Annotated in this window: 15 protein-coding genes; 5 read left to right on the top strand and 10 right to left on the bottom strand. The window is 73.1% G+C overall.

Annotated features, from left to right (window positions below):
- Nucleotides 1-3: 3 nt before the first annotated feature.
- The 8 genes from ACILRH_RS21565 to ACILRH_RS21530 all read right to left on the bottom strand — a co-directional run bounded on the left by ACILRH_RS21565 (nt 4) and on the right by ACILRH_RS21530 (nt 12731).
- Nucleotides 4-318 carry a hypothetical protein gene (locus tag ACILRH_RS21565; RefSeq protein ID WP_395696125.1) on the bottom strand — a complete coding sequence of 105 codons (315 nt, stop codon included), beginning with the start codon at nt 316-318 and terminating at the stop codon, nt 4-6.
- Nucleotides 315-1049: a hypothetical protein gene (locus ACILRH_RS21560; protein ID WP_395696124.1), complete on the bottom strand. Its 735-nt coding sequence runs from the start codon at nt 1047-1049 to the stop codon at nt 315-317. Before ACILRH_RS21560 ends, ACILRH_RS21565 begins: the two co-directional genes overlap by 4 nt.
- 59 nt (nt 1050-1108) lie before the next feature.
- The gene (locus ACILRH_RS21555) at nt 1109-2317 is read right to left on the bottom strand and encodes a benzoate/H(+) symporter BenE family transporter (RefSeq protein ID WP_395696123.1); all 1209 of its coding nucleotides are present in this window, start codon (nt 2315-2317) and stop codon (nt 1109-1111) included.
- Between the two features lies 1 nt (nt 2318).
- Nucleotides 2319-5738, bottom strand: a complete 3420-nt coding sequence (locus ACILRH_RS21550; RefSeq protein ID WP_395696122.1) for a pyruvate carboxylase — start codon at nt 5736-5738, stop codon at nt 2319-2321.
- An 86-nt stretch (nt 5739-5824) separates the two neighbouring features.
- Nucleotides 5825-8590 carry a LamG-like jellyroll fold domain-containing protein gene (locus ACILRH_RS21545; RefSeq protein WP_395696121.1) on the bottom strand — a complete coding sequence of 922 codons (2766 nt, stop codon included), beginning with the start codon at nt 8588-8590 and terminating at the stop codon, nt 5825-5827.
- Between the two features lie 111 nt (nt 8591-8701).
- Nucleotides 8702-10177, bottom strand: a complete 1476-nt coding sequence (locus ACILRH_RS21540; protein ID WP_395696120.1) for a PH domain-containing protein — start codon at nt 10175-10177, stop codon at nt 8702-8704.
- Nucleotides 10174-10668: a PH domain-containing protein gene (locus ACILRH_RS21535; RefSeq protein ID WP_395696119.1), complete on the bottom strand. Its 495-nt coding sequence runs from the start codon at nt 10666-10668 to the stop codon at nt 10174-10176. The genes ACILRH_RS21540 and ACILRH_RS21535 overlap by 4 nt, the downstream gene beginning before the upstream one ends.
- 296 nt (nt 10669-10964) lie before the next feature.
- The gene (locus ACILRH_RS21530) at nt 10965-12731 is read right to left on the bottom strand and encodes an acetyl/propionyl/methylcrotonyl-CoA carboxylase subunit alpha (protein WP_395696198.1); all 1767 of its coding nucleotides are present in this window, start codon (nt 12729-12731) and stop codon (nt 10965-10967) included.
- 176 nt (nt 12732-12907) lie between these two features.
- On the opposite strand from ACILRH_RS21530, the gene ACILRH_RS21525 reads away from it, so the two are divergent.
- Complete coding sequence (locus tag ACILRH_RS21525; protein ID WP_395696118.1) at nt 12908-14119, top strand: acyl-CoA dehydrogenase family protein; 1212 nt, start codon at nt 12908-12910, stop codon at nt 14117-14119.
- A 30-nt stretch (nt 14120-14149) separates the two neighbouring features.
- Nucleotides 14150-14788 (top strand): GtrA family protein, encoded by a 639-nt coding sequence (locus tag ACILRH_RS21520; RefSeq protein WP_395696117.1) that lies wholly within the window; start codon nt 14150-14152, stop codon nt 14786-14788.
- On the opposite strand, the gene ACILRH_RS21515 is transcribed toward ACILRH_RS21520, so the two are convergent.
- Nucleotides 14730-15344, bottom strand: a complete 615-nt coding sequence (locus ACILRH_RS21515) for a Maf family protein (RefSeq protein ID WP_395696116.1) — start codon at nt 15342-15344, stop codon at nt 14730-14732. The genes ACILRH_RS21520 and ACILRH_RS21515 overlap by 59 nt on opposite strands.
- The gene (locus tag ACILRH_RS21510; protein ID WP_395696115.1) at nt 15341-15943 is read right to left on the bottom strand and encodes a TetR/AcrR family transcriptional regulator; all 603 of its coding nucleotides are present in this window, start codon (nt 15941-15943) and stop codon (nt 15341-15343) included. The genes ACILRH_RS21515 and ACILRH_RS21510 overlap by 4 nt, the downstream gene beginning before the upstream one ends.
- A gap of 91 nt (nt 15944-16034) precedes the next feature.
- On the opposite strand from ACILRH_RS21510, the gene ACILRH_RS21505 reads away from it, so the two are divergent.
- The 3 genes from ACILRH_RS21505 to ACILRH_RS21495 all read left to right on the top strand — a co-directional run bounded on the left by ACILRH_RS21505 (nt 16035) and on the right by ACILRH_RS21495 (nt 19800).
- Nucleotides 16035-17480, top strand: coding sequence for an MFS transporter (locus ACILRH_RS21505; RefSeq protein ID WP_395696114.1), 1446 nt, complete (start codon nt 16035-16037; stop codon nt 17478-17480).
- A gap of 7 nt (nt 17481-17487) precedes the next feature.
- Nucleotides 17488-18495, top strand: coding sequence for a glycoside hydrolase family 6 protein (locus ACILRH_RS21500; RefSeq protein ID WP_395696113.1), 1008 nt, complete (start codon nt 17488-17490; stop codon nt 18493-18495).
- 63 nt (nt 18496-18558) lie between these two features.
- The gene (locus ACILRH_RS21495) at nt 18559-19800 is read left to right on the top strand and encodes a winged-helix domain-containing protein (protein WP_395696112.1); all 1242 of its coding nucleotides are present in this window, start codon (nt 18559-18561) and stop codon (nt 19798-19800) included.
- Nucleotides 19801-20039 lie beyond the last annotated feature (239 nt).

Here is a 20039-nt window from a genome sequence, read left to right as displayed (position 1 = left end):
TCCTTACTCCGGGATCCACACGGACGAGACGTCGGCGACCACCTGCTGGTCGGTGCTCTGGAAGTCGCGGCGGACCTCGCGGAGCGCGTCGGCCAGCTTGCCGGTCTCCCGGGCGCCTGCGGTGAGCACGTCCTCGACGTGCTGACGGGCCTGGGCGTAGCTGTCGTCGACACCGGTCATGAAGCAGACGAACGAGAACTGGGCGGCCGACAGCTGCAGGCCGGCCACCGTGCCGGCGGCGTCGGCGAGGGCCTGGGAGGTGTCGTCCCACTCGACAGCCTCGTCGGTGAGGGCCTCGAAGCCTGCTTGCATGGTCATCGGTCGTTCCTCTCGGACGTGGTGGAGCCGACGGCGAGTCGAGCGACGTCGGCGAGCCGGGTGGCCTGGAGCACTGCCGCGAGCCCCTCGCGGCGCGCCTGCTGGGCGGCGCCGACGACGGCCTCGGTGATCTCCCGGCCCAGGTTGGCCGGGTGGGCGCGGGACGACCACGCCTGGTCGAGGTCGACGCTCTCGACGTCACCGTTGCCGAGCGCGGTCGCGGCGGCGTGCCCCGACCGGCTGCGCGCGGAGAACCGGCGACCGGCGTGCTCGTCGAGAAGCCGGTTGGCCTCGTCGAGCCCGGCCCGGGCGTCCTCGAGGATCTCCTCGGTGAGCTCGCGGGCGGCGTCGGTGCCGCCGCCGCGGGCCTCCACCTGCTCCCGGAAGGCGTCGAGCATCGGGGTGTCCGTGCGGGCCGGCCGGGCCCGCGGCTCGGGCTCGTCCTCGACCGCACGCAGTGCGTCGCCGTACTGCTCGACCTGCTGGACGCGGGCCTGCCCGATCGCGTCGAGGACGGCGGCGGGCAGGTCGGCGGCGGCCAGGGTCTGGTCCCAGGTGAAGCCGACGCGCACGGCCGTGACGTGGCCGTCGGCGTCGACGTCGACCGTCACCTGTCCGCTCTGGTCGGTGCCGCGCACCGCACGGACCCGCTCCTGGGCGCCGGTGACCTGCTGGAGCAGGACGTCGCTGCGCTCCCGGAGGACTGCGAGGTCCTCGACGGCGTCGGTCATCAGGCGGCCTCCCCGAGTGGTCTGTCTGACCTCCGACCCTTGCCCGGACCGTCCGGTGCTCAAACGCGGGGGCGTGACCCCTCGCGCGGGGCGCGGTCCGTGACGGGACGCAGCACCGGACGCAGGACGAGGCCCGCCAGGAGCGCCCAGAACGCAGCACCGATGCCGAGCACGCTGATCCCGGAGGCGGCCACCAGGAAGCAGACCGCGGCGGCCTCCCGGCCGTCGGGGTCCTCCAGCGCGCCGGACAGGGCCGCCCCGAAGGTGCCGAGCAGGGCGAGCCCGGCGGCGGCCTGCATGACGTCGCCCGGGGCGGCCGCGACGAGGGCGGCGAGCGCGGAGGCGAGGAGCCCGAGCACGACGTACGCCGCGCTCGCGCTCACCGTCGCGACCCAGCGGCGTCCGCGGTCGGCGCCCGCCATCGGACCCGCGGTCATCGCGGCGGTGATGGCGGCCAGGTTGATCGCGTGGCCGCCGAGCGGCGCGGCGGCCAGGGTCCCGAGCCCGGTGACCGTCATCGACTCCCGCCACGGCACGCGGTAGCCGAAGCTGCCCATCACGGCGACACCCGGCACGTTCTGCGACGCCATCGTGACGATGTAGAGGGGCAGGGCGATGCTGACGACCGCCGCCACGGTCCAGTGCGGCGTCGTCCAGGTCACCACCGGGGCGAGGTCGGCGGTGTCGACCGAGGAGCCTGCCTCGATGAGGACCACGACGACGGCGACGAGCAGCGCGACCGGCACCGCCCACCGCCGCGAGATCCGGTGCATCACCAGCCAGGCGATCACGACGGGTCCGACGAGGGACGGCGAGCTCGCGAGACCGGTCACCGGCTGCAGGCAGATCGGCAGCAGCACGCCCGCGAGCATCGCCCGCGCCAGCGAGACCGGGATCCGGGAGATCAGCTCACCGAGCCAGGGCAGCAGGCCGGTCAGCACGATGAGCACGCCCGCGACCACGAAGGCGCCGACGGCGGCCGGCCAGCCGCCCTCGACGGTGCCCGTCGAGATCAGCAGGGCCGCGCCGGGTGTCGACCACGCGAGGGTGAGGGGGGTGCGGTGCCGGACGGCGAGCCAGCACATCCCCAGCGCCGGGGCCACGCACACGGCGAGCAGCCCGGACGCGGCCTCGGCGCGGCTGGCCCCGACCGCGGTCAGCCCGGCGAGCACGACGACGAAGGCGCTGCTGAAGCCGACGACCGCGGTGACGACCCCCGCGACCAGCGGCGTGCCCTGGTGGTGGCCGGCCGTGGCAGCCCCGCTCACGTCAGGACAGGACCAGGACCAGGTCGCCGCCCTCGACGGCCTGGGTGCCGGTGAGGGCGAGCCGGTCGACGGTGCCGGCGACGGGTGCGGTGATGGCGGCCTCCATCTTCATGGCCTCGATGGTGGCCACGGTGTCGCCGGCGGCGACGCGTTGGCCCTGCTCGACGACGATGGTGACCACGCCCTGGAAGGGGGCGGCGACGTGGCCGGGCTTGGTGGTGTCGGCCTTCTCGGCGGCGGCGACCTCGGCGGAGACGCTGCGGTCGCGGACGTTGACCGGGCGGAGCTGGCCGTTGATGGTGGCCATCACGCTGCGGATGCCGCGCTCGTCGGGCTCGCCGATCGCCTGCAGGCCGAGGATGAGCGTCTTGCCCTCCTCGATCTCCACCTCGTGCTCGGCGCCGCGGCGCAGGCCGTAGAGGTACTCCAGGGTCGGCACGACCGACAGGTCGCCGTAGGTCTCGCGGGACTCGGTGAACTCCCGGGTGGGGCCGGGGAAGAGCAGCTCGTTGAGGGTCCTGCGGCGGGTGGGGCTCGTCTGGCCGACGTCGCCGGCGAGGCCCGCGCTCTCCTCAGCGGTCAGCTCGGTGGCGGGCGGGGTGTGGGTGCGTCCGGCCAGGGCCTTGGTGCGGAACGGCTCGGGCCACCCGCCGGGCGGGTCGCCGAGCTCGCCGGCGAGGAAGCCGATGACCGAGTCGGGGATGTCAAACCTGCCGGGGTCCTCGGCGAACTCGGCCGGGTCGGCGCCGACGGCGACCAGGTGCAGCGCCAGGTCGCCCACGACCTTCGACGACGGGGTCACCTTGACGATGTTGCCGAGGATGTCGTTCGCGGCGGCGTACATGTCCTCGACCTGCTCGAACTTCTCGCCGAGACCCAGAGCGATGGCCTGTTGGCGCAGGTTGGACAGCTGGCCGCCGGGGATCTCGTGGCGGTAGACCCGCCCGGTCGGTGAGGGCAGGCCGGACTCGAAGGGGGCGTACACCCGGCGGGTGGCCTCCCAGTAGGGCTCCAGGGCGTTGACCGCGGCCAGCGACAGGCCGGTCTCGCGGGGACCGTGGTCGGTGGCCGAGACCAGCGCGGACAGCGGGGGCTGGGAGGTGGTGCCGGCCATCGAGGCGGTCGCGGCGTCGACGGCGTCGACGCCGGCGTCGATCGCGGCGAGGAGCGTGGCGAGCTGGCCGCCGGGGGTGTCGTGGGTGTGCAGGTGGACGGGCAGGTCGAAGTTCTCGCGCAGGGCGGTCACCAGGGTGCGGGCGGCGGGCACCCGGAGCAGGCCGGCCATGTCCTTGATCGCCAGCACGTGCGCGCCGGCCTCAACGATCCGCTCGGCCAGGCGCAGGTAGTAGTCCAGGGTGTAGAGGGTCTCGCCGGGGTCGGACAGGTCGCCGGTGTAGCACAGCGCGACCTCGGCGACCGTCGTGCCGGTCTCGCGGACCGCCTCGATGGCCGGTCGCATCTGCTCCACGTCGTTGAGCGCGTCGAAGATCCGGAACACGTCCAGGCCGGTGGCCGCGGCCTCCTGCACGAACGCGTTGGTCACGTCGGTGGGGTACGGCGTGTAGCCGACCGTGTTGCGGCCGCGCAGCAGCATCTGCAGGCAGATGTTCGGGACCGCCTGGCGCAAGGCCGCGAGCCGCTCCCACGGGTCCTCGCCGAGGAACCGCAGCGCGACGTCGTAGGTCGCGCCGCCCCAGCACTCCAGCGACCACAGCTGTGGCGTGGTCCGCGCCAGGTGCCCGGCGACCCCGAGCAGGTCCCGGGTGCGCACCCGCGTGGCCAGCAGGGACTGGTGGGCGTCACGGAACGTGGTGTCGGTGACCGCCACGTCCTTGCTCGCGCGCAGCCGCCGCGCGAACTCCTCCGGACCGACCTCCAGCAGCAGCTGCCGGGTCCCGTCCGGCGCCGGCACGCGCAGGTCGACGCCCTGCTCGCGCCCGGGCAGCTTGGTGCGCGGGTCGGTGCTCACCGGCGCGGCGCCGTACGGCTGGTTGACCGTCACGTCGGCCAGGTAGCCCAACATCTTGCTGCCCCGGTCACCGGACCCGCGTGCCTGGAGCAGGTGGGGGTGGGTCTCGATGAACGACGTCGTCACGCGACCCGCGGCGAAGTCGGGGTCGGCCAGCACCGCCTGGAGGAACGGGATGTTGGTCGAGACGCCCCGGATGCGGAACTCGGCGACCGCCCGGCGGGCCTTCTCGACCGCCTTGTCGAAGGTGCGGCTGCGGCAGGTGAGCTTGGCGAGCATCGAGTCGAAGTGGGCTGAGACCTCCGCGCCCGTGTACGTCGTGCCGCCGTCCAGGCGCACCCCGCCACCGCCGGGGGAGCGGTAGGTGGTGATCACGCCGGTGTCGGGGCGGAACCCGTTGGCGGGGTCCTCGGTGGTGATCCGACACTGCAGGGCCGCACCGCGCAGGGTGACCGAGTCCTGGGACAGGCCCAGGTCGGCCAGCGTCTCCCCGGCCGCGATCCGCATCTGTGACTGCACCAGGTCGACGTCGGTGACCTCCTCGGTCACGGTGTGCTCGACCTGGATGCGCGGGTTCATCTCGATGAACACGTAGCTGCCCTGCGGGTCCAGGAGGAACTCGACCGTGCCCGCGTTGCGGTAGCCGATCTCCCGGGCGAACCGCACCGCGTCCGCGCACATCCGGTCGCGCAGCTCCGGGTCCAGGTTCGGCGCGGGGGCGATCTCCACGACCTTCTGGTGGCGCCGCTGCACCGAGCAGTCCCGCTCGAACAGGTGGATCACCGAGTCCTCGCGGCCCTCGCCGTCGGCCAGGATCTGCACCTCGATGTGCCGGGGGTCCACCACGGCCTGCTCGATGAACACCGTCGGGTCGCCGAACGCGCCCTCGGCCTCGCGCATGCAGGTCTCGACCGCGGTGCGCAGGTCAGCAGGGTCGTCGACCCTCCGCATGCCGCGGCCGCCACCGCCGGCGACCGCCTTCACGAAGAGCGGGTACGGCAGGGCCTCGGCAGCCGCGACCAGCTCGTCGACGTCGGTCGACGGCGCCACGCTCGCCAGCGTCGGCACACCGGCGGCCGTCGCCGCCGCGATCGCCCGGGCCTTGTTGCCCGTCAGGGTCAGCACCTCGGCCGACGGGCCGATGAACGTGATCCCCGCGTTTGCGCACGCCTCGGCCAGACCCGGGTTCTCCGAGAGGAACCCGTAGCCCGGGTAGACCGCGTCCGCACCCGCCCGGAGCGCCACCGCCACGATGCCCTCGGGATCCAGGTAGGCCCGCACCGGATGGCCCCGCTCACCGATCTCGTACGCCTCGTCCGCCTTCAACCGGTGCTCGGACCACCGGTCCTCGTACGGGAACACCGCGACCGTGCGCGCACCCAGCTCGTAGGCGGCCCGAAAGGCCCGGATGGCGATCTCGCCCCGGTTCGCCACCAGCACCTTGGAGAACATGGGCGACACCCTACGAGTCCGGCTGTCCCGTCGACGGTGCGTCGTCCTCCGGCGAGACGCCGCCCCGCTCGTCGCCGGGCCGCGGGTCAGCGGCCGACGGTGATCCGGACGGACCGGCCGGCGACCACCTTCGAGCCGGCGGCGACGGACTGCTGCAGGACCCGGCCCCGCTGGCGTACGCCGGCGGCGCGGTGCGCGACGGCGCCGAGCCGGCAGCCGGCCTCGCGCAGGGCCGTCCGGGCAGTGGTGACCCGCAGGCCGCGCAGGGCGGGGACACGGCACGAGGCGGTGACGGGCTTCGCGCCGTCGGCGGGCGGGTCGGCGAGGTAGTGCTGGTAGACGCGGTCGGCCGAGAGCGCCGACCCGTAGTAGGCGACCTCGTCGAGGGAGCCCAGGAACCACGGAGCCAGGGTCCCGAAGCCCGCGTAGAACGTCCCGGCACCGGTGGACCGACCGGTGGCCGCCGGCGCCGAGCCGCGCAGGGTGCCGTCGACGTAGATCTTGATCGTGTCGCCGTCCCAGACCCCGACGACCTGGGTGAAGTGGCCCGGGGTCGGGGCGACGCCGGAGGAGACGATGCGGTCCGCGTGGCGGTAGGCGAACCTCCCGTCCAGCACCACGAGCTCGTCGCTCCCGGCGAGGCCGGCGACCGACTGGTCGCGGAGGTCGTCGGGGTTGGCCCACGCCTCGACGGTCGCCTGGAACTCGCCGGCGCCGACGCTGTTGGCGTAGCCGTAGCCGCCGTCGCCCCAGAAGCGCCGCGCCGTGTCGCCGTCGCCGGAGATCCCGACCGGCCCGGACTCCTGCTTGTTCTTGTAGGTGCCGTCGCGGCCGTGACCGCTGGCGTCGGCCATCACCGTGCCGGTGTCGCCGAGCCGGTAGTAGGCGATCGGGTCGTCCGCGCGGTAGATGTCGGCGAAGCCCTTCACCGTGTAGGTGAGCGAGTGCACGTCGGTGTTGCCGCCGGTGTCCTTGGCCGAGATCGTGAACGTGTGCGGACCCGGTGAGTCCGGCAGCTTCGTGCCGTCCGTGATCGGGCTGCCGTCGACCGTCGCCGAGCACTCGGTGAGGTCCGCGGGGCCGTCGGGGTCGGTGCAGGTGAAGTGCGCGGGAGGGGTCTTGGTCGGTGCGTAGAGGGCGTCGTCGACCGGCGAGGTGACCCGTCCCGAGGGCTTGCCGGTGTTGGTGTTCGGAGGCATCGGCACGATCGAGGGCCAGTCGTAGACGGTGCCGATGTCGTAGTGCTCCTTGAGCACGTGGGGGCTCAGCGCCGTGCCGTAGTAGGCGACCTCGTCGAGGTCACCGTCGAAGGGCGGCGCCTGCTCGCCCGTGCCGACGTACATCGTCGCGGAGCCGGAGGGTGCCTTGCGGGCGCTCGAGGAGGCGGCGACCGGGTCGCCGTTGACGTAGAGCGTGGTCGTGGTGCCGTCCCAGGTGGCGGCGACGTGCCACCAGACGCCCGGCGTCAGGTCGGGCCCGCTGCTGACCACGTCGTCCTGGGTCTGGCGCAGCGCCAGGTGGCCGTTGCGGACGTAGAGCTGCCCGGCGCCACCCTGGCCGACGATCGAGCCGTCACCGTGGTCGTCGGGACGGATCCACGCCTCGAGCGTGTACGCGCTCTGCGGCGCCGCGAGGTTCTGCAGGTAGATGTAGCCCTCGCCGCCGAAGTGGGTCGAGTGGTCCAGCGGGTCGGCCGCGAGGTCACACACCCGGGGTGGGTTCGGCCGGCGCTCGCACACGATCGCGGCGTCCTTGTGCGCCCCCGGAGCGACGGCGTTCTTGTAGGTGCCGTGGCGGCCGTGGCCCGAGCTGTCGGTCGCGGTCGTGGCGCCGACGGGGTCGTCGAGGCGGTAGTGGACCAGCGGGTTCGAGAGCGCGATCTCGTCGGCGTACCGGATCGGCAGCACGGAGTAGAAGACCGTCCTCGAGGCGGTGTTGCCGGCCCGGTCGGTGGCGGTGACGGTCACGAACCGGCGACCCAGGTAGGTCCCGTTGCCGGTCACGTCGCAGGATCGGATCCCGCTCGAGATCGCGCCGGGGTCGGTGCACGTGCGGACCGTCGCCGGGACGGCGTGCAGCAGGTACTCGGCGTTGTCGACCGGGGTGGTGATGCTGATGGTGGGCGCGAACGTGTCCGCGCCGACGGCGTAGTGGTCCGAGAGCTCCGACGCCGACAGGGCATGCGTGTAGTAGGCCACCTCGTCGAGCTGCCCGTGGAAGTCGGGCGCCTGGTCGCCCGACGCCACCTGGAGGGGGTTGGAGCCGAACGGGTCGGTGGGCGTGGGCGCGGAGGCGACCATCGTCCCGTCGACCCACAGGCGCGCGGTGCCGCCCTGGTAGGTCGCCGCGACGTGGTACCACGTCCCCGGGGTCAGGGTCGGGCCCGTCACGTCGGTGTCCGTCTGGTGCAGCACCAGCTGGTCGTTGTGGACGTAGAGCTGCCCGGAGTCCTTGATCCCGACGATCGAGCCGTCGGCGCCGTCTGCCCTCTTGACCCACCCCTCGAGGGTGTAGGAGCTCGCTGCCGCGAACGCCGGTCCCTGTCCGTCACCCGTGCCGTCGAAGGCTGCGGAGGTGTCGGTCTCGTTCACGATCGCGGCGGCGCCGCCCAAGGTCACACCGGTGGCGCTGTAGGTGCCGTCGTGCCCGTTCCCGGAGCCGTCGACCATCGTGGTGCCGGACGCCTCACCGAGGCGGTACCACGCGGCGGGTCCGGTGCCCTGGACGGAGCCGGGGTACGACGTGGGCGCCGCGTCCGCGGCGGGGAGACCGCCGGCGATCGCGCCGGCGAGCACGAGCGCCGCCGTGAGGGCAGGCACGAGCAGTCGACGGCGCGCGACCACTCTCGGCATCGGTGCTCCTGGGGGGAGAGGAGAGCCCGAGCCTCCCGATCGGCCCTCACGCTACGCCCTCGGCGGTGGTCCGGACCGGTGGTCCGGACCGGTGGTCCGGACCGGTGGGCGTCACCTGCGACCGGTCTCCAGGAACTGGTCGAGCAGCCGTGGGTGCGCCGTTCGCGCCAGGGCCACGGCGGTCGCCTCCGGGAGGTCGAGCGCGGTGACGCACTGACGTCCGCCTGCGGTGGTGGCGACCAGCGTGGTCAGTCCGGAGCGCCGCTGGAACCAGCTCGACCTCAGGTTCCAGCCGATGACCGAGTCGGTCTCCAGGGCCTCGCGTCGCCTGTCCAGCGAACCGGACCGGACCACGACGTACCCGTCGGTCAGCGCGTGCCCGAGCGCGCGGAACCGGTCCGCCGCCAGGGCGACGGCGACCGGGACGCCGAGCGCGGCGACGACGAGGAGCCAGGCAGGCAGGTCCGTCAGCACGACGAGGAGCGCCGCGGTCAGCAGGAGGAGGACGGCAGGGCCCACTGCGCGGGTGTAGCGCCGCGCCCGCGCGCGCGGACCATGGCCCTGGAGCGGCACCTCCAGGGGGTCGGGTGTGCGAAGGACGGCGCCGGCGGCCCGGTGGACGACGGGGGAGGGGGCCGGCGGCACGATCAGCGCGGACCGGCCACCACCCAGGCCGGTGGCGATCGCCGAGGCCCGGCCGCCGCCGACCAGCCGCAGCCCGAGCGGCTCGCCGACCGAGACCCCGCGCAGCCGACCGTCGTCGATCGTCGTCTCGCGGGTGGTCAGCAGACCACGTCGCAGGTGCCAGGCGCCGTCCGCGTGGGTGAGCGCGAAGCCCCAGTTCGTCACCACATAGCCCCCGACGGACAGGGCGGAGACCAGGACCAGGAGGGCCACGAGCCCGACCGGCGCGGCGATCCACGGCGACCAGCCCTCCGCGTCGCGGGTGAGTCGGTCGGGATCGAGCGCCCGGAAGCCGCCGGTGGAGGTGAGCACCTGGTTGGCCACCGCGACGGCCCCGCCCGCGATGGCGAGCCCGGAGCTGGTGAACGGTGCGAACCGGACCCAGGCCGGGTCGAGCTCGAGGGTCGGGGGCACGGATCGGGGGACCGCGTCCGAGGCCGGCCCCGGTCCGGCCGAGGTCAGCAGCTCGGCACGCAGCCGGCGCGCCTGCTCGACGGGGAGCCCGTCGAGGGAGATCTGCTCGTCGCCGTCCGACGAGGCAGTGCCCGTGCCGACCAGCACCGAGGTCAGGCCGAGGAGGCGGTGGATCGGCGGGGCGGTGATGTCGACGGTGCGCACCCGGTCGACCGGCGTCGAGAGGACGTGCCGGTTGAGCAGACCCCGTCGCAGCTCCACCCGGCCGCCCCAGACCCGGTAGGACGTCGTGGCGTAGCGCAGCACCCCCAGCGTGACGGGCACCAGGATGCCGACGACCTGCCACCAGTCCCCGACGCCGCCCGAGGCGGTGCCGGCCAGGAAGAGGCCGAGCAGGACCGGGAGGAACCGGACCAGCTCCTTGACCGGGTAGACCAGCAGCATCCGCGCGTCCAGGCGCCGCCAGTCGGCGCCGGCGGCAGCGCTCACGTGGCGTCCCCCGGCACGCTGTCTGCCATCAGCGTCAGCTCGTCGACGAGGGCGAGCGCACGGGGCCGTTCGAGACCGGCGATGGTGAGCGCCCCGGCGGCCGAGGCCGTGGTGACCGTGACCGTCGACAGGCCGAAGAGCCGGGCCACCGCCCCCTCGACGTGGTCGACGGTCTGGATGCGTGACATCGGTGCGATCCGGCGCTCCCGGACCCACCACCCGGTCTGGGTGTAGACCGCGCTCTCGGTGATCTCCCACCGGTGGACGGCGTACCTCCATCGCGGGACCGCGGCGACGTACGTCGCCGCTCCGAGCGCCACGAGGGCGACGAGCCACCACGGGATCGGTAGCCAGCCGGACAGTGGTCCCGCGACCGCCAGGGCCACGACCAGGACCGTCCCCCCGGCCGCGGCGGTGAGCGTCCACATCGTCCGGGCCCGCGGGCTGACCCGCTCACGCGGCTCGCGCAGGCGTGGCCCCGGGTCGGTCATGCTCCGACCCTAGACAGACGACCCAGCAGCGGACGCGACTGGTGTCGACCGCGGTGCTCGGGAGCTTCCGGGGGGTCCCAGTTTCATCATGGTCTGTCGGTGAACCGGCACTTCCCACGGTGGGTGGGCCGTGGGAAGTACCGGTTCACCTGCATCCCTTGATGAACCTGCGACACGTGAGGCCGCGAGCCGACGGCTCCGCCACGACCTCCCGAGTTCGGCCGTGCGCTCGCTCAGCCTCTGTGACCCATGCGCCGGCTCGTGCGCCGGTCGTGCGGCGGTCGCCGCCGGTCACGTCACTTGATCTCGCAGAGGACGGCCCCGCTGGAGACCGTCTGCCCGGGCTCGGCCTGGAGCCCGGTCACCGTGCCGGCCTTGTGGGCCTTGAGCGGCTGCTCCATCTTCATCGCCTCGATGACGACCACGGTGTCGCCCTCGGCGACCTCCTGGCCCTCCTCGACGACGACCTTGACGACGGTGGCCTGCATCGGGCTGGTGACCGCGTCGCCGCTCGCGGCGGCGCCGTGCTTGCCACCACCCTTGCGCTTGGGCTTGGCGCGACCGCCGCCGGCCGGCGCGGCAGCGAGACCGCCGAGACCACCGGGCAGGACGACCTCGAGCCGCTTGCCGCCGACCTCGACGACCACCGACTGCCGCTCCTCGGGGTCGTCGGCCTCCGCCGACCCGCCGCGATAGGGCTCGACCTGGTTGTCGAACTCCGTCTCGATCCACTGCGTGTAGACGTCGAACTTCTCCGGGTAGTCCGACGGCGAGCCGATGAAGGCGGGGTCGTCGACGATGGCGCGGTGGAACGGCACCACGGTCGGCATGCCGTCCACGACGAACTCGGCCAGCGCCCGCCGGGAGCGCTCGAGCGCGTGCGTGCGGCTGCTGCCGGTGACGATGAGCTTGGCGATCAGCGAGTCGAAGGCACCGGGGATCGTCTCGCCGTTCTCGTAGCCGCCGTCCAGGCGCACGCCCGGACCCTGCGGCGGGTTCCAGGCGGACAGCGTCCCGGGCGCCGGCATGAAGTTGTTGCCCGCGTCCTCGGCGTTGATCCGGAACTCGATGGAGTGGCCCCGGACCTCCGGGTCGCCGAAGCCGAGCTCCTCGCCGGCGGCGATGCGGAACATCTCGCGCACCAGGTCCAGCCCGGTGACCTCCTCGGACACGCAGTGCTCGACCTGCAGGCGGGTGTTCACCTCGAGGAAGGAGATCGTGCCGTCCTGTGCGACGAGGAACTCACAGGTGCCGGCGCCGACATACCCGGCCTCGCGCAGGATCGCCTTCGAGGCGTCGTACAGCCGGTTGACCTGGGCCTCGGTGAGGAACGGCGCGGGCGCCTCCTCGACGAGCTTCTGGTTGCGGCGCTGCAGCGAGCAGTCGCGGGTGGAGACGACGACCACGTTGCCGTGCTGGTCGGCCAGGCACTGGGTCTCGACGTGGCGCGGCTTGTGGAGGAACTTCTCGACCAGGCACTCGCCGCGGCCGAACGCGGTGACCGCCTCGCGGACGGCGGAGTCGTAGAGGTCGGGGATCGACTCGAGGTCGTGGGCGACCTTGAGGCCGCGGCCACCGCCGCCGAAGACCGCCTTGATCGCGACCGGGAGGCCGTTGGCCTTGGCGAACTCGACGACCTCGTCGGCGCCCGAGACCGGCTCCTTGGTGCCGGGTGCGAGCGGCGCGTTCGCGCGCTCGGCGATCTGCTTGGCCTTGGCCTTGTCGCCCAGCGCGTCGATCGCCGAGGGAGGGGGGCCGATCCAGATCAGGCCCGCGTCGATGACAGCCTGCGCGAAGTGGGCGTTCTCCGCCAGGAAGCCGTAGCCGGGGTGCACCGAGTCGGCGCCGGACTCCTTCGCGACGGCGATGATCTTCTCGATGTCGAGGTAGGAGTCGCCCGGCGTCGAGCCGTGCAGCGAGTGCGCCTCGTCGGCGAGCCGGACGTGCATCGCGTCGCGGTCGGGCTCGGCGTAGACCGCCACGCTCCCGATGCCGGCGTCCTTGCACGCGCGGATCACGCGCACTGCGATCTCACCACGGTTGGCGATGAGGACCTTCTGCAACGGCTTGATCTGCGCCACGTGCGACTCCTGGTGTCGGCTTGCTCTCGAGTGAAACTGCCACCCGCCAGCGTATCGTCAGGGCGCCCTCCGCGGCCTCGGGGTCCGGTGTGGTGGTCATCTCGCGGCGGCACCCGCGTCCGGTTAACAATCGCTAACCTGGCGGCTACGCTGACCCCATGAGCACCGAGTCGAGCGCCGCGTCCGGATTCGAGCTGTCCCGCGAGCACGAGGAGTTCCGGCGGACCGTCCGCGACTTCGCCGAGGCCGAGATCGCGCCGCACGCTGCGGCCTGGGACCGGGCGCACCACTTCCCGACCGACGTCGTGCAGAAGATGGGCGCGCTCGGCCTGTTCGGCCTGACCGCGCCCGAGGAGTACGGCGGTGCGGGGGAGGACGGGGACTTCACCAGCCTGTGCGTGGCGATCGAGGAGGTCGGCCGCGTCGACCAGTCGCTCGGCATCACCCTGGAGGCGGCCGTCGGCCTCGGCATCAACCCGATCCTGACCTACGGCACCGAGGAGCAGCGCGCGACCTGGCTGCCCGACCTGGTGGCCGGCGACCGGCTCGCGGGCTTCGGCCTCACCGAACCCGGCGCGGGGTCCGACGCGGGCGCCACCCGCACCCGCGCGGTGCTGGAGCACGGCGAGTGGATCGTCAACGGGGCCAAGCAGTTCATCACCAACTCCGGCTCCGACATCACCAGCGTCGTGACGGTGACGGCCCGCACCGGTGAGTCGGCGAGCGGGAAGCCGGAGATCAGCGCGATCATCGTGCCGAGCGGCACGCCCGGGTTCACCGTCGAGAAGGCCTACGACAAGCTCGGCTGGCACGCCTCGGACACCCACCCGCTCAGCTTCGAGGACGTCCGCGTCCCCGAGGCGAACCTGCTCGGCGAGCGGGGTCGGGGCTACGCGCAGTTCCTCGCCACGCTCGACGACGGCCGGGTCGCGATCGCGGCGCTGGCGGTCGGCTGCATCCAGGCCTGCCTCGACATGAGCGTGGAGTACGCCGGCCAGCGACAGACCTTCGGCGGTCCGATCGGGCGCAAGCAGGGCGTCGCCTTCCAGGTCGCGGACCTCGAGGTCATGCTGCACGCGAGCCGGCTGCTGACCTACCGCGCCGCCGCGATGAAGGACAGCATGCGTGGTGGTGCCGGGGCGTCGATGAAGGAGTTCAAGCAGGCGGCGGCCGTGGCCAAGCTCTACGCCACCGAGTCCGCCGTCACGGCCACCCGGATCGCGACGCAGGTCTTCGGCGGCTACGGCTTCATGGAGGAGTACCCCGTCGCGCGGTTCTACCGCGACGCCAAGGTGCTCGAGGTCGGCGAAGGCACCTCGGAGGTGCAGCGGATGCTGATCGCGCGAGGACTCGGCCTGCCGGTCGAGTGAGGCAGCGGCGCAGCGGCTAGCCTTGCCGCCATGTCGAACCGGTGGCGTCGGGTCCTCACCGAGGCCTACCGGTTCCTCGCGGTGGGGGGCCTGGCCACGGTCGTCGCCTTCTTGATCTTCAACTTCCTCGTGCACGGCTTCGGCACCGGGTACGACGCGCCGCTGGCCGGCCAGCCCTACCTCGGGTTCGCGGTCGCCAACGTGGTCGGCATGGTGATCAGCTATCGCGGCAGCCGCACGTGGGTCTTTCGCGACCGCCCGCCGCGCACCGCGGACGGCGGCCGGCTGATGTTCGTGGCGATCAACCTGGTCACGATGCTGGTGCCGCTGGCGTGCCTGTGGTTCAGCCGCGACGTGCTGGGGCTGGACGACCCGTTCTCCGACAACCTGTCGGCGAACCTGGTCGGGCTGTTCCTCGGCATGGTCGCGCGGTTCTACCTCTTCCGCACGCTGGTGTTCCGCAGTCCGGTCCACCTGGCGGACCTCAAGCAGCGTCCGATGCAGGTCTTCGAGCTGAGCGAGCTGCACGTGGACCCGCGACTGGAGGACCTGCTGGAGATCGAGCCGCTGGGCGACCCGGTCGACCTGCGGAAGGAGCCACGGGGGCCTCTCAGCGAGGAGCCCACAGCGAGGTCCACGCGTGGCCCAGCTCCGCGACCAGGTCCCTGACCAGCGGCAGGCTGACGCCGACCACGTTGTGGTGGTCGCCCTCGATCCCGGTGACGAAGCCGCCGCCCAGGCCGTCGACGGTGAAGGCCCCGGCGACGGCGAGCGGCTCTCCGGTGGCGACGTACGCCGCCACCTCGTCGTCGGTGACGTCTGCGAAGTGCACGACCGTCGAGGCGGTGGCCGCGGCGACCCGGCCGGTGGTGGTGTCGCGCAGCGAGTGACCGGTGTGCAGCACCCCGCTCCGGCCGCGCATCGCCTCCCAGCGCCGCACCGCGTCGGCGGCGTCGTCCGGCTTGCCGAGGGCCTCGCCGTCGAGGTCGAGCACCGAGTCGCACCCGAGGACCAGCGCCCCGGACGGCACCTCGGGACGGCCGGCGACGGCCGCGCACTTGAGCTCGGCGAGCTGCAGGGCCAGCTCGGCCGGCGGCAGCCCGTCGAGCTGCGACTCGTCGACCCCGGAGACGACCACCAGCGGGTCCAGGCCGGCGTTGCGGAGGGTCTGCAGGCGTGCGGGGGAGGCCGACGCCAGCACGAACCGGGGCGCGGGGCCCGTCACGCCGGGGGCTGGAGCAGGTCGAGGTGCTCGCCGAACGCGCAGGCGGTCAGCGCCGTCAGCGGGTCGTCGGGGTCGAGGTGCTCGGGGGCGCGCATGGAGAGCATCACGTTGAGCAGCATGCCGTAGGCCACGAAGTCGCGGCACTGCTCGTCGTCCCAGCCGGTGCGCCGGATGGTCGCGAAGACCTCGCCCATGCAGCGGCGGGCGGCCGCGGCGATCTCGGGCACGCCACCGCTGGAGAAGCCGTGCATCATCACCTGCAGGAAGTCCTGGTCGGCGATCAGGTCGGTGTAGGCGACGCCCATGCGCGCCTTGTCATCCTCGCTGTCGGGGTCGAACGGACCGGCGTCGATGACCGCGGCGAACGCCGCCTCGATCCGGCGCACCGAGCGCTCGAACACCTCGAGGAAGAGGTCCAGCTTGGAGCCGAACAGCCGCACGACGTACGGCTGGGAGACGCCGGCCTCACGGGCGACCGCGTCGGTGCTCGTCCCGGCGTAGCCGTGGCGGGCGAAGGCGCGGGTCGCGGCGGCCAGGACGAGCTCGCGGCGGTCCTCGGCGGCCATGCGGACGGTGGCGGCGGCATTCATGGTTGACATGTTATCAGTCGATTACCTACAGTCGCCGACGAAGTAATCATTCGATGCCTACTTCAGGCAGCCCGCCCGGTACCCGTCCAGGAGAAACCCGATGACCGCTCTCGACACCACCCCCGGCGCCCCGCCGGCCGCGGACGTCCCCGCCCCGCCCCGCCCCCGGCAGGTACCGGTGTGGCTCGCGATCGTCGCGGCGTCCCTGCCCATGTTCATGGCCACGCTCGACAACCTGGTGATGACCACCGCCCTGCCCGTGGTCCGCGCCGACCTGGGGTCGAGCGTCGGCCAGCTGTCCTGGTTCGTGAACGCCTACACCCTGGCCTTCGCCACGTTCATGCTCCCGGCGGCGACGCTCGGTGACCGGTTCGGGCGGCGCCGGGTGATGCTGGTCGGGCTCACCGTCTTCACCCTGGCGTCGATCGCGTCGGCGCTCTCCACGACCTCCGAGGCGCTCATCGCCGCCCGGGCGGTGCAGGGCCTCGGAGCCGCGGCGATCATGCCGCTCTCACTCACGCTGCTGGCCTCGGCCGTGCCGCCCGCGATGCGCGCCGCGGCGATCGGCATCTGGGGCGGGGTCAGCGGCCTCGGGGTCGCGCTGGGCCCCGTCATCGGCGGCGCGGTCGTCGAGGGCGTGAGCTGGCAGGCGATCTTCTGGCTCAACGTGCCGGTCGCCCTGGTGGCCGCCCCGCTGCTCCTGATCGCGGTCCGCGAGTCGCGCGGCACCTGGCAGCGGCTCGACTGGGTGGGCGTCGGCCTGCTCGGTGGCGCCGTCTTCCTCGGCGTGTGGGGCATCGTGCACGGCAACGACGACGGCTGGACCGACCCGCGCGTGGTCGTGCCGCTCGTCCTCGCCGCGGCGCTGCTGCCGGCGTACGTCGTGTGGGCCCGGGGCCGGTCGTACGCCGTGCTGCCGCTGCGCCTGTTCTCCTCGCGCGGGTTCTCGGTGTCGAACGTGATCGGCCTGTTCTTCACCCTCGGCATGTTCGGCACCGTCTTCCTGCTCTCGCAGTACCTGCAGATCGTGCAGGGCTACACGCCCCTGGAGGCCGGTATCCGCACCCTGCCGTGGACGGCCGCCCCGATGGTGGTCGCCCCGATCGCGGGCGCCCTGGCGCCCCGGGTCGGTCTGCGGGCGCTGCTCTCGCTGGGCCTGGTGCTGCAGACCGGATCGCTGGTCTGGTTCGCGGTGCTGACCGAGACCGGGGCCGCCTACCCGTCGTTCGTTCCCGCGCTGCTGATGGCGGGGGTGGGCATGGGCCTGACGTTCGCGCCGATGGCCACCGCCGTCCTGGACGGCCTGCCGGAGGACGAGTTCGCGATCGCCAGCTCGGCGAACTCGACCGTGCGGGAGTTCGGTGTCGCCATCGGCGTCGCCCTGCTGACCGCCGTCTTCCTCGCCAACGGGGGAGAGCTGAGCCCGGTCGGGTACGACGGCGCGATCGGTCCTGCCCTGCTCACCGGGGCGGCCGCGGTGGCCGTGGCCGCCGTCGCGAGCGTCTTCGCACCGGGTCGTCAGGAGGGTGGCAAGCCTCGGGCATGATGGAGCGGTGCCACTCCACCGACGCGCGCGGCCGCTCGCGCTGCTGCTGACCGTCGTCGCCGCCGTCCTGCTGGCCGGGTGCGGCGGCAGCGACAGCGGCGGCAACGCGAAGCCGGCCGACCCGCAGGCGGTCAACCTCTACGCCGACCGGGCCGGCTACCCCGAGCCGGACTCGCGGGCCGCCCAGGCGGCCGCGCAGGCCAAGCAGCAGGGCCGCACCGACCAGCAGGCGGTCTTCGACCGCCTGGCGCAGACACCGAGCGGCATCTGGCTGACGCCCGAGGAGTACCCGGTCGGCGAGGTCGGTCCGTTCGTGAGCAAGATTGTGGACGGGGCCGACGCCGCCGGGCAGGTGCCGACCTTCGTCGTCTACGGCATCCCCGACCGGGACTGCACCGGGGGCTTCTCGGAGGGTGGGCTCCCTGCCGACCAGTACGGCACCTGGGTCCAGGAGATCGCCGACGCGGCCGGCGCCGGTGACGGCGCGGTCGTGGTCGTCGAGCCGGACGCGCTGGCCTCGGCGATCGAGTGCGACCGCCTGGCCCAGCGGATCGACCTGATCGCCGACGCGGTGGACCGGCTGGCGGCCGCCGGGGTGACGACGTACGTCGACGGCGGCCACTCCCACTGGATCAGCCCCGCCAAGCTGGCGCCGCTGCTGGAGCGGGTCGGGGTGGGCAAGGTGCGTGGCTTCGCGACCAACGTGTCCAACTACCAGACCGACGAGGACGAGCAGCAGTACGGCGAGAAGCTCAGCGGGCTGCTCGGGGGCGCGCACTTCATCATCGACAGCGGCCGCAACGGCAACGGCTCGACCGACGTGTGGTGCAACCCGCCCGGACGGGCGTACGGCACCGACCCTGCGCCCGCGCCCGACGGCTCGGCGCCGACCCTGGACGCCTACGCGTGGGTGAAGCCGCCGGGGGAGAGCGACGGCGAGTGCAACGGCGGGCCGCCCGCCGGCGAGTTCTGGCCGGAACGGGCGATGCAGATGGCTGCGTCGTCCGGGTGGTGAGACGTTCGGCGCGGGTACGTCCCGACGCCTCCGTCGCCCGGCCGCGTTGTTAGCATGCGGCTCATGCAGCCGGGGAGCGACTGGGTGGCCGTCATCATCGAGGACGACCCCGACGTCCGCGACCTCATCGACATCGTCCTGACCCAGTCGGGCTTCCGGACGGTCGTCACCGAGAACGGTCCCGACGGCGTCGATGCCGTGCGGGCCCACAACCCGTTGATCACGACCCTCGACGTGAACATGCCCGGGATGGACGGCTTCGCCGTGGCCAAGCGGCTGCGCGAGTTCAGCAACACCTACCTCATCATGATCACCGCCTTGGCCGACGAGATCGACGTGGTCCAGGGCTTCGAGGCCGGCGCCGACGACTACCTCGTCAAGCCGTTCCGGCCGCGCGAGCTGCGCGCCCGCGCCGACTCGATGCTGCGCCGACCGCGGACCCGCTTCGAGACACCGACCGGGTGGGTCGACGACGACCACGAGCACGAGCACGACGCCCCGGTGGCCGAGGAGCCGCGCGAGGAGTCGTGGGCCGCGGCCGCTGCCCGGGACCTCACCTCCGGCTCGCCGCCGCCCCGCCGCGCCGCCCGCCCGGCCGAGGAGCCGGCGCCCGAGCCGCCCCGGTCCGAGCCGCCCCGCGAGCCCTACCGTCCCCAGCACCGACAGCCGGTGCCGCCGGACCCGCAGCCCTACCAGCCACCGGCACCCGAGCCGCAGTACCAGCAGCCCGCGCCGCCGGTCTACCAGCCACCGCCGCCGGAGCCGCAGCCCTACCAGCCGCCCGCGCCGCAGCCTCCCCCCTACCAGCAACCGGCTCCCGACCCCTACTACCAGCAGCCGGCGCCGCCGGTCTACCAGCCGCCGCCCCAGCCGGTGGCGCAGCCCGCGCCTCAGCCGGCACCGCAGCCCGCGGCGCAGCCGGTGCCCCACCAGCCGGTGCCACCGGAGGCCGCCCACGACGTGCCGCCGAGCCAGGGTGGCTGGGTCCGCTTCAACGGCCTGGCCCTCAACAACGAGACCCGGGTGGTGACCGTCAACGGAGCGGGTGTCGAGCTCAGTCGCGCCGAGTTCGACCTGCTCGCCTCGTTGCTGAGCACCGGCCGCCGGGTCCGCAGCAAGGCCGACCTGGTGCTGACGATGCGCGGCCAGCAGTACGTCACGTCCTACTTCGTCAACGAGGCCGACAAGCGGTCGGTCGAGGTGCACATCGCCAACCTGCGCCGCAAGCTCGGTGACGACGGGGCCACGCCGAAGTTCATCGAGACCGTCCGCGGGGTCGGCTACCGCCTCGCCGAGACCGTCTGAGCTGCCTCCTCCGGCGGTCGGTCAGCGAGCGCGTCGAGCCGCGCACCCCTCGGTGGTCGAGTAGCGAGCGTCAGCGAGCGTATCGAGACCCAGGTCGTCGGTGGATTCAACCGGTGAGTGCAGCGCCGGGCTTGTCGTGTTCGGACAGTAGCTGGTCGAGGGCTTCGGCGGGGGTGCGCCATCCGAGGCGTTTGCGGGGGCGGTTGTTCATCTCGATGGCGACTTGCTCGAGGTAGCCC

The organism is Nocardioides sp. (genome assembly GCF_044226765.1).
In the GTDB taxonomy this organism is placed as follows: Bacteria; Actinomycetota; Actinomycetes; order Propionibacteriales; family Nocardioidaceae; genus Nocardioides.
Note: the sequence above shows the minus strand (reverse complement) of the source record. Positions and strands in the feature narration are given on the sequence as shown.

Bases quoted from the DNA above. Each gene is read 5' to 3' on its own strand.
- ACILRH_RS21565 (WP_395696125.1), bottom strand. From the start codon at position 318: ATGACCATGCAAGCAGGCTTCGAGGCCCTCACCGACGAGGCTGTCGAG.
- ACILRH_RS21560 (WP_395696124.1), bottom strand. From the start codon at position 1,049: ATGACCGACGCCGTCGAGGACCTCGCAGTCCTCCGGGAGCGCAGCGAC.
- ACILRH_RS21550 (WP_395696122.1), bottom strand. From the start codon at position 5,738: ATGTTCTCCAAGGTGCTGGTGGCGAACCGGGGCGAGATCGCCATCCGG.
- ACILRH_RS21545 (WP_395696121.1), bottom strand. From the start codon at position 8,590: ATGCCGAGAGTGGTCGCGCGCCGTCGACTGCTCGTGCCTGCCCTCACG.
- ACILRH_RS21535 (WP_395696119.1), bottom strand. From the start codon at position 10,668: ATGACCGACCCGGGGCCACGCCTGCGCGAGCCGCGTGAGCGGGTCAGC.
- ACILRH_RS21525 (WP_395696118.1), top strand. From the start codon at position 12,908: ATGAGCACCGAGTCGAGCGCCGCGTCCGGATTCGAGCTGTCCCGCGAG.
- ACILRH_RS21520 (WP_395696117.1), top strand. From the start codon at position 14,150: ATGTCGAACCGGTGGCGTCGGGTCCTCACCGAGGCCTACCGGTTCCTC.
- ACILRH_RS21510 (WP_395696115.1), bottom strand. From the start codon at position 15,943: ATGTCAACCATGAATGCCGCCGCCACCGTCCGCATGGCCGCCGAGGAC.
- ACILRH_RS21505 (WP_395696114.1), top strand. From the start codon at position 16,035: ATGACCGCTCTCGACACCACCCCCGGCGCCCCGCCGGCCGCGGACGTC.
- ACILRH_RS21495 (WP_395696112.1), top strand. From the start codon at position 18,559: ATGCAGCCGGGGAGCGACTGGGTGGCCGTCATCATCGAGGACGACCCC.